The 13288-nt window shown below is 68.6% G+C and carries 14 protein-coding genes; 13 read left to right on the top strand and 1 reads right to left on the bottom strand.

All coding sequences use genetic code 11. The features are described from left to right. Window positions 1-17 precede the first annotated feature (17 nt). From ACFYUY_RS01310 to ACFYUY_RS01250, 13 genes are all read left to right on the top strand, one after another. Window positions 18-218 (top strand): hypothetical protein, encoded by a 201-nt coding sequence (locus tag ACFYUY_RS01310; protein WP_387896932.1) that lies wholly within the window; start codon window positions 18-20, stop codon window positions 216-218. Beyond that, window positions 215-1384, top strand: coding sequence for a phage tail tube protein (locus ACFYUY_RS01305; RefSeq protein WP_387896930.1), 1170 nt, complete (start codon window positions 215-217; stop codon window positions 1382-1384). Before ACFYUY_RS01310 ends, ACFYUY_RS01305 begins: the two co-directional genes overlap by 4 nt. A gap of 40 nt (window positions 1385-1424) precedes the next feature. After that, entirely contained in the window at window positions 1425-1832 is a 408-nt protein-coding gene (locus ACFYUY_RS01300; protein WP_387896929.1) for a hypothetical protein, read from the top strand. Between the two features lie 38 nt (window positions 1833-1870). Next, a complete protein-coding gene (locus tag ACFYUY_RS01295; protein ID WP_387896927.1) occupies window positions 1871-2092 on the top strand; it encodes a hypothetical protein in 222 nt (73 codons plus the stop codon). A 4-nt stretch (window positions 2093-2096) separates the two neighbouring features. Then, the gene (locus ACFYUY_RS01290) at window positions 2097-2552 is read left to right on the top strand and encodes a hypothetical protein (protein ID WP_387896925.1); all 456 of its coding nucleotides are present in this window, start codon (window positions 2097-2099) and stop codon (window positions 2550-2552) included. A 39-nt stretch (window positions 2553-2591) separates the two neighbouring features. Next, a complete protein-coding gene (locus tag ACFYUY_RS01285) occupies window positions 2592-5387 on the top strand; it encodes a phage tail tape measure protein (protein ID WP_387896924.1) in 2796 nt (931 codons plus the stop codon). Window positions 5388-5411: 24 nt separating this feature from the next. Further along, entirely contained in the window at window positions 5412-8279 is a 2868-nt protein-coding gene (locus ACFYUY_RS01280; protein WP_387896922.1) for a hypothetical protein, read from the top strand. 12 nt (window positions 8280-8291) lie between these two features. Beyond that, window positions 8292-8825, top strand: a complete 534-nt coding sequence (locus ACFYUY_RS01275) for a hypothetical protein (protein WP_387896920.1) — start codon at window positions 8292-8294, stop codon at window positions 8823-8825. Between the two features lie 499 nt (window positions 8826-9324). Further along, window positions 9325-9981 (top strand): hypothetical protein, encoded by a 657-nt coding sequence (locus ACFYUY_RS01270; protein WP_387896918.1) that lies wholly within the window; start codon window positions 9325-9327, stop codon window positions 9979-9981. Window positions 9982-9992: 11 nt separating this feature from the next. Beyond that, window positions 9993-11423 (top strand): GH25 family lysozyme, encoded by a 1431-nt coding sequence (locus tag ACFYUY_RS01265; protein ID WP_387896916.1) that lies wholly within the window; start codon window positions 9993-9995, stop codon window positions 11421-11423. A gap of 2 nt (window positions 11424-11425) precedes the next feature. Then, on the top strand, window positions 11426-11803 hold the full coding sequence (locus ACFYUY_RS01260) for a hypothetical protein (RefSeq protein WP_387896915.1): 378 nt from the start codon (window positions 11426-11428) through the stop codon (window positions 11801-11803). Then, window positions 11800-12219, top strand: a complete 420-nt coding sequence (locus ACFYUY_RS01255) for a hypothetical protein (RefSeq protein WP_387896913.1) — start codon at window positions 11800-11802, stop codon at window positions 12217-12219. The genes ACFYUY_RS01260 and ACFYUY_RS01255 overlap by 4 nt, the downstream gene beginning before the upstream one ends. Beyond that, on the top strand, window positions 12216-12581 hold the full coding sequence (locus ACFYUY_RS01250) for a hypothetical protein (RefSeq protein WP_387896911.1): 366 nt from the start codon (window positions 12216-12218) through the stop codon (window positions 12579-12581). The genes ACFYUY_RS01255 and ACFYUY_RS01250 overlap by 4 nt, the downstream gene beginning before the upstream one ends. A 104-nt stretch (window positions 12582-12685) precedes the next feature. On the opposite strand, the gene ACFYUY_RS01245 is transcribed toward ACFYUY_RS01250, so the two are convergent. After that, entirely contained in the window at window positions 12686-13219 is a 534-nt protein-coding gene (locus ACFYUY_RS01245; RefSeq protein WP_387896909.1) for a hypothetical protein, read from the bottom strand. Window positions 13220-13288 lie beyond the last annotated feature (69 nt).

The raw sequence follows: 13288 nt of genomic DNA, 5'->3' as shown, positions 1-13288 counted from the left end.
CCGGGAGGGCACCTCTCATGCTGCAGCGCTCCACCCACGACTCCCCGGTCGACGTCCCGGCGATCCCCGCCACCGTGGCCCCGGGTGCCGTCGTCGACTGGCCCACCCCGATCGCCGGCTTCGAGCCGGTACCCGACGAGCCGGCACCCGCGCCGGCGAAGACCAGCAGGAAGGCCGCCACCGGGCAGGCCTCGCCCGGTGAGGAGACCGCGCCGTGACCCAGCTCTCCCGTCTCGCCACACTCGGCCTCGCCAAGGAGTCCGTCGCCGGCACGTACGTGGCGCCGACCGTCGGCATTCCGTTCCTGAAGGGCGAGTTCGAGGACGCCTTCCAGGAGATCAAAGACGAGTCGATCCGCGGCAACGACACCGTGCTGCAGGGCGTCTACCAGGGCACGGTGCACGCCACCTGGTCGCTGGACCTGGAGGCCTACCCGGACCTGATCGGCCACTTCCTGGCCGGCGTCATCGGCCCGGACACCGTCACCGCGGCGACCACGACCACCCTGTCGGCGTCCACGAGCATCGGCGCGACCAGCATCCAGACCGCCGTGTCCCTGCCGGCGGGCACCGTCATCCGCATCGACACCTCCACCAACACCGAGTACGCCTGGACGGACGGCGCCGCGACCGGCAGCGGGCCCTACACCAGCAACGTCACCACGGTGCTCGGCAAGACGGGCGCCAACCGGGTCGGCCTGTCGATCGCCCACGCCTCCAGCGCCGCGGTGACCACTCCGACGACGCACACCTTCAAGCAGTCCACCTCGGCGCTGCCGACGTACTCCCTGACCCTGTTCGACACCACCCAGACCATCAGCTGCACCTACGTGCGCTGGTCCGACCTGCAGCTCAAAGTCGACCCGAAGGGCGCACTGCAGGTGTCGGTGAAGGCCATGTCGATGCCGTCGACCACGCAGAGCACGGCGACGCCGACGTTCTCGACGTTCGACCCGCTGCTGGGCTGGAGCTGGCTGATGACCAACGCCGGGTCGACGTCGACCCGAGGCCTGTCCCTCGACGCGACGATCAAAAGGGCAGTCGAGGCGATCCAGAGCTCGGACGGGGTGCAGGCGCCGAGGGAGATCTTCGCCGGTGCCATCGAAGTCGACGGCTCGTACAAGGCGATCTTCGAGAACCAGACCGATCTGAACCTGTACCTCAACTACACGCAGACCGCGACGACCGCGGCCCTGCAGCAGCCCGTCGCCCGGGGCGGGCAGTCCCTGTCGATCACCATGTCCAAGTCCGGCTACTTGAAGGGCAAGCGCGACCTGGGCGGGACCTACTCGCAGGCCGAGTTCAGCATCGTCGGGATCTACAACACGACCGACGGCGGCGCCGTCCAGGCCGTCCTGCAGAACTGGCAGACCACCGCCTACTAGCCCCCACCCCTTCGGCCCTGCCCTCACCCCTGGAGCCCTCATGTCCGGCTACCGCGACCGCTTCATCCTCGTCACCTTCCCCGAGGTCGGCGACGACGCCAGCATCCTCCTGCGCAACCCCCGCCTCGTCCCGCCGGCCATGCTGGAACCCGACCCCATCGAGACGGACGCCAACGGCGAACCCGTCGACCGGGACGCGGCCCGCGAGGCGACGTACGCCGTCTTCGCCCGCCTCATCGTCGCCTGGCGCGGCATGTACGACGCCACCGCGGTAGACCTGCCGGCTGAGGCTGTCCACGGCGGCGACCTCGGCGACCTGCTGGCCCGTCTGGAGGAGACCGGCCAGCAGCCGCTCGGCGACCCGAGCCCGGCGACGGTGGCCCGGCTGCCGATTGCCGTGGTCAACCGCCTGGCGGAGGAGATCGGCAACGCCGCAAACCCCCGCTAGGCCCCGGCAGCCCCTACTTCGAGGATGTTCTTCTCCCGGTGGAGTCGATCCTCGACGAGACGTGGGGCTCAGGGGCCGCCCCGGCGGAGTGGGCCGACTTCCTGCTGATGCGGCGCATGCACTGGTCGTGGGACGACCTGCAGGCAACACCCACCTACGTGCGCCGCTACTGCGCCGACTTCCTCGGCCTGATCGCCGACCAGGAGCGTGCCAATCAGGAGCGCTCGCAGGCGGCGCAGCGACGGCAGATGGGCGGGTGAGGCAATGCCCGAGCTGAGACCGGGCGTCTTCACGGAGCTGTTCACCGCGATCGGCGCGGCGGCCGAGGTGAAGGCCCGCGAGGCCTTGCTGCAGCTCGGCGACGCGGTCGAGCGGCAGGCCAAGATCAACGCCTCGTCCGGGTCCCACGCGCACGGCACCCGCACCCCGGCCCGGCCGGGATCGGGCCCCGCCGTCGTCTCCGGGACGCTGCGGCGTTCCATCACCCGCACCACTCCAGTGCGGGTCGCGACCGGCTGGGAGCTCAAGGTCGGCACCATGCCGGGCCAGGTCCCGTCCTACGGCCGAACCGCGTCGAGCAGGTACGGCCTGTACCTGGAGACCGGGCTCCGCAACGGCGCGGTCTATCCGTTCCTCAGCCCCGCGGTGCGCTTCGTCCGCGCCGTGGTCCTCCCTCAGGTCGTCCAGACCGTGTTCCGCTCTCCGTGGCCGCACATCTGACCTGACCCGCCATCCCCTTGACCACGAATGGGGGCGGGCATGGCCGAGGTCGCCGACCTGTATTCCATCCTGCGGATGGAGACTGCCCCGTTCACGTCGGGCCTGCGAACGGCGTCCGAGGAAGGCGAGTCTTTCGTCACCCGGATGGGCGGGCTCGGCGCCGTCATGTCGAAGATCGGTGCGGCGACCACGATGGCCGGCGTCGCCGTCGCCGGCGTCAGCATCAAGATGGCCGGCGACTTCGAAGCCTCGATGGTCAAGCTGACCACCACCGCCGGCGAGTCCCAGGCCAACCTCCACATGGTCTCGGAGGGCGTCAAGCAGCTCGCCGTCGACACCGGAACGGCCACCAAAGAACTCGCCGACGGCATGTACCTGGTGGAGTCCGCCGGCTTCCACGGCGCAGATGGCCTGACCGTCCTCAAGGCCGCCGCGGAGGGCGCCCGCGCCGAACAGGCGCCACTCGCCGAGGTCTCCAACGCCGTCACCTCGGCCCTGAAGTCGTACCACCTGGGCGCCGACCAGGCCACCACGATCACCAACCAGATGGTCGCCGCAGTCGGCTCCGGCAAGACCACCTTCGGCGAGTTCGCCGGCTCCCTGTCGACAGTCCTGCCCATCGCATCCGCGGCCGGCGTCAGCTTCGACCAGGTCGGCGGCGCGATCGCCACGCTGACCAACCACGGCACGAGCGCCCGGGAGGCGACACAGGAACTCGCCTTCAGCATCCGCGCGTTGCAGGCCCCCAACAACGTGGCCGTCCAGGAGATGCAGCGCCTCGGCCTGAGCTCGATCGACATCTCCACCAAGCTCGGCGATCGCGGCCTCACCGGCACCATCGACCTGCTGCAGAAGACCATCCTGGAGCACATGGGGCCGTCCGGCACGGTCCTGCTCAACACGTTCAACACCAGCAAGCAGGCCGCCGCCGACGCGAACGCGATGCTCGCGGCGATGCCGAAGTCGCTGCAGGACGTCGCCCAGCAGTTCGAGGCCGGAAAGATCTCCCTGGGTGACTGGCGTCAGCAGCTGAAGGGGCTGCCGACGGATCAGGCGAATCTGGCGGCCCAGTTCGCCACGCTGATCAACAAGTCGCAGGGCTTCAACCAGCAGCTCAAGAACGGCGGGCCCGCCGAAGAGACCTTCAACGCCTCCATGAAGAAAATGATGGGCGGCGCCGTCGGCCTCAACACCGCCCTCATGCTCGGCGGCGAGTCCATGGCGGATTTCCAGAAGAACGTCAAAACGGTGGGGAAGGCCGGGCAGGAGACCGGCAAGGACATCCACGGCTGGGAAGAGATCACCCAGACCTTCAACTTCCAGATGTCCCAGCTGAAGGAGCGCCTGGAAACGGCCGCGATCACGCTCGGCACCAAGCTGATCCCCGTCGTCCTTTCCTCCCTCAACTTCTTCATGCAGCACAAGGTTGTGGTCGAGGCCTTGGCCGCGGTCATCGCCGGCGTCCTGTCCGCCGCTGTCCTGTCGTTCGCCACCGGAGCGGTGGTCGGCGCTGTCAGGGGAATCCGGGACATCGGTTTGGGCCTGTCGGCGGCGACGACCGCCGTCCGTGACTTCGAGATCGGGCAGAAGCTCGCCGCCGGCGCTTCGAAGATCATGGCCGGGGCTCAGGCCGCCCTGAACCTGGTGATGAAGGCCAGTCCGATCGTCTGGGTCGTCACCGCGCTCGCGGCCCTCGCCATCGGCCTCGTCTACGCCTACCAGCACTCGGAGACGTTCCGGAACATCGTCCAGGCGGCCTTCGACGGTGTGAAGCAGGCAGGCCTCGCCATGTGGCAGGCCATGCAGGCGACCTGGCACGCGCTGGCCGATGCCGCAGCTGCGGTGTGGCACGCGATCGAGACCGCCTGGAATGCCGTCGCCTCGGTGACGACGACGGTCTGGGATTCTATCCACGATTTCTTCGCGAAATGGTGGCCCTTGCTGCTTGTGATCTTCTTTCCAGTCCTGGCTGTAATTATTGCGATCTGGAATCATTTCCACGAGGAGATTATCGGCACCGCCACCGCAGCCTGGAATGCGGTCTGGGACTTTCTCTCATGGATGTGGAGCAGCGTAATCGTCCCAGCCGCAAGGTTCGCCTGGGACGTGATCAAATGGGCGATCATCAACCCGATGTACGACATGTGGCAGTCCCTGGTGACGGTCTGGACCGCAGTCTGGGGCTGGCTCTCGGCCACATGGGGCAGCCTTATGAATTACGCCCGCGCCGTCTGGAACTGGATCGGCGACGCAATCGTCGGGCCGGTCGAAAACGCCTCGGGTGCCGTCTTCAATTTCATCGGCCGAATAGCGACATCGGTCAAGAATGGCCTGTCTGACGCATGGAACTCCGCAAAGGAGAAAGCCGGAGAATTTGTCAACGTCGGCAGTGAGATCATCAACGGCATTGCGCGCGGCCTCAGCCTGGGATGGAACTTCCTCAAGAACAAGCTCAAAGACCTCGCCAACGATGCGCTGGAGGCCGCGAAGAGCTTTCTCGGCATCAACTCTCCTTCGAAGGTCTTCGCCGACCACGTCGGGCGGAGCATCCCCGAGGGAATCGCCGCAGGCATCGACACTCACAGCCAACTAGCCATTGACGCCGTCAAAGACCTCACCGGCGACCTCACCGGCTCGGCAGATCTCCCCGGCGCCACAAGCGGCTTCACCGCAGCCGGTGGCGGCCGCAGCACGCCTGGCACGACTGTCGTCGTCAACGTCACCGTGCAGGGCAGCGTCCTGTCAGAGAACGACCTGCGCCAGGTCATGGAACAGCAGATGTATCGGCTGGGGATGCGCAACTCCCAAACATGGCAGAGCTACTCCCGTCACTAAGCCGCAGACCCTGGAGGGCAACCGATGGCCGTCAACCAGAACTGGCCAGCGGTGGAGTACTCATGGGGGCCCTTCTGGGGGGCCAATAAGGGAGGGGTGCCGCAATCCCGGTTCGTGGAGATCTCCACGCGCACGCGCAATCGCGCGGGCATCCGTCGAGGCAGACAGTTCGAGCTTGACCAGATCCGGACCGGCGAGGCCACCGTCGCCCTGGCCAACCGGGACGGAGCCTTCGACCCGGGCAACGCTGCCGGCCCTTGGGCCGGCAGCGTTACCCCCTACCAGCCGCTACGGATCCGGGCACAGTGGCCACCGACCGTCAACCTTCTGACTCCCGTGCAGGCCACCGGGGGTGACGCCGGCGGATACCCGACCGGATTCCTTCAGGCCAACGCCGCATTCGCATCCGACATCGCGGTGTTCACGGACACGGACCCGACCACCGGCCAGATTGTCACCAGCGGCACCGCCTGGCAGGGGACTCGAACTCTGCAGTTCGGTGTGACCTTCAACGCCACGGTAGGCCAACTGCCCTGCTGGAGCAGTCAGGTCGCAGCCGAACCCGGCACGACCTACACGATGCAGATGCAGGTCCGCAACATCACCTCGGGCAGCACCACCCTGCAGGTCCGTCCCGTCATCGGCTGGGTCGGTTCCGCCGGCACCGTCACCTACACCGCGGGTGGCACCGTATCCCTCGTCGGTTCACCCACCGCGTCCTGGACCCGTGTCACTGTGACCGCCACCGCACCGGCGAGTGTGTACGGCATGGTCTACGGGGTCCAACTGCAGGCAACGCTTACGGTGTCGGCCAGCCTCCAGGTCGACGGCTGGCAGCTGGAGAAGGCCGCGAGCGCATCGACCTGGGTGCAGCCAGGCACGGTCTATCCGGTCTTCGGCGGGTTCATCGAGAGATACCCCCAGACCTGGACCGCCAACGGCACCTACGGCCGGGTAGAGACCACTTCGGTGGATCAGTTCAGCTTGCTGTCGCAGCGAGTGCTGCGCGAGCCACTGACCGAGGAGATCTTCAAGCGCAGCCCGCGGTTCGTTTTCAGGCTGTCCGATCCTCAGGGCTCGCAGTCCTTCACGGACTCCGTTGGCGCTTTTCCTCCCGCGCCAGTCGCCATCAGCAAGTTCGGCGCGGGTTCGCTGACCGCAGGCAGCCAGATCACCTCGACGTCACCCGGGGGGACCTACATCGGGTCAACCGGAACCGTGGTGAGCATCGCCAACTCCACCCCGGGAACCGGCGCCTACAGCCCGGCCACGTTCATCAGCCTGAACGGCGCAGGAATCGCCGGGCCGGCGAATCCGCTGTCTTGGACACGCATGATCGCATTCCGGTACACGGGGCCGATGCCCGCAGCCGGGTTCTCTGCAGCGATCTGGCACTCGGCGGACAGCCAGCGCACCAATGGCCCGTCCGGGTCCCAGATCATCGTCCACGTCAGCTCCACCGGCTTGCCCGGCCTCATCATCAACGGTCCCGGTGGAACGGGCCTCAACGGCTACTTCGGCGGCGCGACAAACGTCGTGGATGGAAACTGGCATCTGTTGATCTTCGGATACGACCAGGCGTCCAACACTGCGCTCGCCAGTCAGGACGGCGCCACCGCCTCCTACTACTTCTCCCAGCCCACCAGCATCACGCCCACCGGCCTTGTCTATGACAGCGTCGGCAACTACGTCGACGGGGCGGCAGGAAACGCGACCTGGCTCAACTACCAGGGGGACATCGCCTTCGCAGTCGAGTTCCCTGGGTTCATCGACCCAGCCTCCCAGAGCAGCCTTACCGCCCTCTACAACGCCTGGAAGAACTCCTTCTCTGGCGATTCCAGCAACGCTCGGTACGCCCGAATTCTCGGCTGGGCCGGCTACACCGGCACCACCTCCATCCAGGCCGGCCTTACCACCTCCATGGGTCCGGCGGCCGTTGGCGGCCAGGATGCACTCAGCGCTCTGCAGGCTGTCGTCGACACGGAATCCGGCGCCCACTATGTGGACCGGGCAGGCATCTTGACGTTCAGGGCCCGCTCGGCGCGCTACAACGCGCTCACACCTGCCGCTGTGCTCGGCGAACGGGCCGACCTCGGGGAAGTCCCCTATGAGGAGTGTGCGCTAGAGCACGACCCGACCCGTCTGGCGAACATCGTCAAGATCACCCAGACGTCAACCGGGCAGGAGTTCAGCGCCACCGACACCACATCCCAGAGCAAATACTTCCCACGCACCCTCTCCCGCACCATCAACGCATCCTCGGCACAGGAATGCCAAGACGCCGCGAACTACCTGATAAGCCGCTACAAGGCACCAGCGCCGCGTATCTCCCGGCTCCGCCTACACCCGAGTGCCAACCCCGCGGCGTGGGCCACATGCCTGAGCCTCGAACTCGGTACCCGTATCAGAGTCATGCGCAGGCCGCCTTCCCCCGCGCCGGCCTCCCAGGTCGAGTGCTTCGTCGAGGCGATCGACTGGGTGCTCGGTGACGACGGCGACGCCGTCGTCGACCTTCAGTGCTCGCCCGCCGACCTGACGCCCTACGCGCTGTTCGCCTCGTTCCACACGACGCTCGCCGCCTCAGCCTCCGCTGGCGCAGGGACCATCACCATCAACGCAGGAGCAGACACCGTCAACCCGGCCGCTGCACAGATCGGCCAGGGCCAGCAACTCATCCTCGGCCTCGGCGCCGGAAGCCAGGAGACCGTCACCGTCCAGTCGGTCGCCGCGACCACCACTGGCTGGTCCACGGTCGTCATCACCCTGACCGCCAGCCTCCTCAATTCCCATGCGCTGGGGGAGACGGTGTGCGAGCCGCTGCCGTCCGGCGTCACGGACGCAACCACCTGGGACGGCAGCGCCAAGTTCGACTCCACCGCATTCGCCTACTGAAGGGGTGCCGCCATGCCGGGACTTCCCGTACCGACGCCGGCAAGCATCGCACCCGGGAACTACATCACCGCCGCCCTGTGGAACGCCAACGTCTACAACGGCCTCTACTTCCTCCTCAACCTCCCGCTCTTCAGCGGCTACCAGTCCGCGGCCCAATCCATCGCCAACGGCTCCGTGACTGCCATCGCGATCGACACCACCATCGTCGACACCTACGGCGGACACTCCAACACCGTCAACAACTCCCGCTACACGGTGCAGACTGGGGCCGCAGGCTGGTACCAGGTCACCTGCTCGCTCGGCTTCGTCGCCAACGCTTCCGGGTCCCGCGCTCTGGAGATCCACAAGAACGGCACCGTAATCAAGCTCGGGTACGACGGAACCGACGACAGCCGAACCGACATCGCCGCGGCCCTCCAATGCACCGCCATCGTCCAGCTCGCCGTCGGCGACTACGTGGAGGGCTTCGCATACCAGACCTCCGGTGGCGCACTGGCCACCAATCCGAACGCCACCGGCATGACCGCTATCTGGAAGCACTCATGACCACTCCCTCCGCCGCCGTCGCCTGCGGCCTCACTGGCTGCCCGCAGGCGCCCGCCGTTCAGTGGCGCCGGCGGACCGCCCCCGACCACACCGAGGCTGTCTTCGGCTGCCTCGATCACGCGATCAGCCTCGACGCGGCGGCCCTCGTCCACGCGAGCACGTGCACCGCCCCCAGTCCCGCGACCCTGCCGGCCTGCGACTGCACGCCGGAGCCGCTGACTCCCTCGTCGCCTACCCCCGATCCGCCGGACTTGCCGCCCGGCTGGGCCACGCCCGTCGCCTAACCACCTCGCGCCCGCCTTCGCACCCTGGAGCCCTCATGCCCAACCCTCCCGCTCGCCCTGTCCTCGGCCGCCATGTCGACCACGATCCGCGATCCGCCGCCTACGCCCACGGCGTCATGCCCAGGTCTGCGCTGGTGTCGACCTCCTGGACGCGTCGGATCCCGGTGCTCGATCAGGGCAACGTGGGATCCTGTACCGGCAATGCTGGCACTGGCGTGCTCGGAACGGACTCCGCCAGCCGAACTGCCGCGGCGACCGTGGTGATCAGCCCGAGCGGGGCTACTGCATCGCGCGGCCGGTTCCAGGCCGGCGAACACCAGCTCGACGAGGCCTTCGCGGTCAGTCTGTACAGCCTCGCCACCGCCCTCGACGGCATCCCGGGCGACTATCCGCCCACCGACACCGGTTCTTCGGGCCTCGGAGTCGCCAAGGCCTTGACCGCTCTCGGCCTCGCGACGTCGTACACCCACGCTTTCACACTCGGGGCGGTGCGGTCCGCGCTGCAGACCGGGCCCGCCCTCCTCGGAATCCCGTGGCTCAACAGCATGTTCAACCCGGCTGCTGACGGCCGGATCCCCGTCGACCCGCACAGCCCGGTGGCGGGCGGCCACGAGATCGAGCTCACCGGCTGGGATGCCGGCGCGGATCGGTTCTGGCTCACCAACTCCTGGGGCGCCGGGTGGGGTGTGGGCGGCCGCGGCTACCTGACCGCCGCCGACCTGCAGTACCTGCTGTCCCAGTCCGGCGACGTCACGGTGCCCGTGCTCACCGCCGCGCCGGCACCGCAGCCGGCGCCCGTCCCGGCGCCCGCTGATCCGGACGCCGTGTTCGCCGCGGCCACCCGGGCCTGGCTCGCCGCCCGACACCTCTGAGAGGAGGCCTCATGGCACTCGCACGCGGCTACGACGTCTCCGACTACCAGCTCTCGATACCGGCGGACGCCGAGTTCGTCTTCATCAAGGCCAGCGAGGGCGCCCGGACCAACCAGAAGGGGTACGCGGCCAAGGTGGCCGACGCCCGGGCCCGCGGTTTGGTCGTCGGCCATTACCACTTTCTGCACGCGGAGAACCCGGTGCAGGGCGAGATTGCCCACTTCTGCCAGGTGGTCGGCGATGTCCCGGCCGGCGAGTTGCTCGTGCTGGACTTCGAGCCGTACGGCCAGCCGGTCACGGATTCCCAGGCCACGGCGGCGAAGAACGCCTGGCTGTCGGCGGTCAAGCAGCGCTATCCGAACAGCCGGGTGGGGCTGTATACGAGCGTCGACTGGTGGCGCCGTACGGACGACACCGCCGGCGACTTCCTGTGGATCGCCGACTACGTCACCGCGGGTTCGCCGCGGATCCAGGCCCCTTGGCGCTTCCACCAGTACAGCGACAGCCCGCTCGACAGCGACGTGTACAACGGCACGATCGACGACCTGCGGGCCTGGGCCGGTGCTGGCGCGCCCAGCCCGGCGCCCGTTGCGTCGCCGGCGGCCTCGTGGCCTGGCCTGCAGCTGGTCACCCGCGACCAGTGGGGCGCCCGACCGTGGCGGGAGCCCAACGGCTCGATCCCGTACGCCGGACCACGCGCAGGGGTCAAGGTCCACTACCTGGGCGAGGCCTACTCGTTCGGCACCCACGACACCTGCCCCGCGTACGTCCGCAAGCTCCAGGCCTCCCACATGGACGGCAACGGCTGGTCCGACATCGGCTACTCATTCGTCGTCTGCGAGCACGGGTTCGTGTTCGAGGGCCGCGGTCTGACCCGTCGCAACAGTGCGAACGGGGACGTGCCGCTGAACGAGGCCCACTACGCGGTGTGCGGGCTGGTCGGCTCGTCCGGGTCGACCGTTCCGGCGCCCGAGCAGCTGCAGGGCCTGCGTGACGCCATCGAGCACTGCCAGCAGCACGGCCCGGCTGGCCCCGAGATCCGCGGGCACCGGGACGGCTACTCCACTGACTGCCCCGGCGGCCCCCTCTATGCGTGGGTCCAGGCTGGCGCGCCCAGACCAACAACACCGGAGGACACCATGGCCCTGACCGACGACGAGATCAACCGCATCGCCGAGGCATCTGCCAGGCGCACGGTCTACCTGCTCGCGCAGGGCCTTGCCGGCGAGGCCCCCGCGGGCGCCGACGACAACCTGAAGTGGCTGCTCGACTGGTACCGCCAGTGCAGCCAGTCGAACGCGGGCGCGGTCCTCGACTACAAGCTCGGCACGACCGGACTCACCGGGCTCCCGGCGAAGGTCGACGCCGCTCCGGACGTGATCGCCCAGCGGTTCGCCGGCGGCATCACCCTCACCGTCAACACCACCCCGAAGGGCAACTGACCATGACCAAGCTGTTCGGCCGCGAACCCGCCCTCTGGCTCGGCTTCATCGCAGTCCTCGTCAAGACCCTCGCCGCGTTCGGCCTCCACGTCACCAACGACCAACAGGCAGTGATCAACGCCGCCGCAGCCGCCCTCGTCGGCCTCGCCGTCGCCATCGCCGCCCACGACGGCGTCAGCGCAGCCCTCATCGGCGCCGTCCAGGCCGTCATCGCCCTGGCAGTGGGCTACGGCCTGAACTGGAGCGCCGACCAGCAAGCCGTCATCATGTCCCTCGTCGCCGCCGCCGTGGCCATGTGGACCCGCACCCAGGTGACCGCCCCCGTCCCCGCCCAGGCGAACACCCCCACCCTGACCCCCGTCCCCACCCTGGAGCCGTGATGAAGGCGGCGGCCCACCGCGCTGCACAGCGGCTGGGCCGCCGCGGCGCCGTCCTCTCCCTCAAAGGTCTCATGGCCTCCCTCTACGGCTACTCGCTGCTCGTCCAACCACCCCAGGACACCCGCGGCATCCGTCTTCTCCTCGACCTCATGCCGCTTCACGCCTGGGCGTGGGCCTGGGTCGCCGCCGGCGCGCTCGCCATGGTCTGCGCCTGGCGGCCCCAAGGCCGAGACTGGCCCGGCTACCCCGCCATCTACCTCGTCGTCGCCCCATGGTCGTTAGGGAGCCTGGCTTCCTGGTGGCTGTACGACAACCCCCGCGGATGGGCCAGCGCGGTCGTCTGGGGCGCGTTCTGCGGCGTCGCCGCGATCGCCGCCGAATGGCCCGAGCCCCCGCACGACCGGAGGCGCCCATGAGCGCAGAATCCTGGGCCGCCGTCTCCGCACTCGGGGTCAGCGCCGTAACCCTCGCCGGCACGGTCTACACCGCCCGAGCCGGCCGGCGCAGCGCTGCGGCCGAGCGCCGCGACGACTTCCGCGTCGTCACCGCCCGCATGGAGAAGGAACTCGAACGCCTCGGAGCGCGCCTCGACGACCAGGAGCTGGAGAGCGTCCAGCAGCGCGCCCGCCTCGCAGGCCAGGAGTACACCATCCGTTACCTCGCGGGATGGGTGCGGTCGATGGTCGGCTTCATCCGGGCCAGCGGTCTCGAACCGCCACCTGCCCCGCAGCCCATCCCGGAGGATGTTCGCCCGTACCTGCAGGGCCTCGACGTGTAGAAGCCCCGCTCTCCTTAGGGAGGGCGGGGCGTCTTCGTCGTTCGCGCGTCAGGCCGCAGTCAGAACCCGAGCCCGCGAGCCCGGGCGGGGCGTTCGCCGCACCCTCAGCCAGCAGCCTTGTCGTACTCCGCGGCCTGCGCGGGGGTGAGCGCCTTGGCGACGCGCACGAGCACAGCTCCGTGAAGGAAGTCCTGTTCGGCGAAGAGCGGTTGGGCCTTGCCGATCGCGTCAATGTAGGCGAAGCGCGCCTTGGCGTCGTCGGCGGTGGCGAAGACCTCGATGACGGCGCCGCGGTCGACGCTGCCTGTGCTGCTGTCGATGCGGCTGTCGACGAGGACGGTTGCGCTCGTGTACTGGTGCGGCCGGCCGAGCAGCTTGTTCGGGTCGTCGTCGGCTGTGATGTTCTTGGTGGTCTTGATGCTCGGGATTGCCTTCTTGATCTTGGCAGCGACGGTGGCCGCGTCCGGGGCGTTAGCCGGTGCGGCTGCCTTGGGGCTCGCGGGTGCGGCCGGGGCGCCCGTTGCGCCTGCAGCGGGTGGCGTCGTGGCTGCGGCCGGGCCGCTCGTGGTGCTGCTGGAGCAGGCGGCGGTCGCGGCGAGGAGGCTGCAGGCGAGGAGGCTGAGAGTGGTGCGGCGCATGGTCCCCCCTGGGGGCGTGGTGCGGGTGGTGGGGGGACCGTATCGACGGGAATGGCCTGGTGTGGGCGG

The organism is Kitasatospora sp. NPDC004745, assembly GCF_042873275.1.
Taxonomy (GTDB): domain Bacteria; phylum Actinomycetota; class Actinomycetes; order Streptomycetales; family Streptomycetaceae; genus Kitasatospora.
Note: the sequence above shows the minus strand (reverse complement) of the source record. Positions and strands in the feature narration are given on the sequence as shown.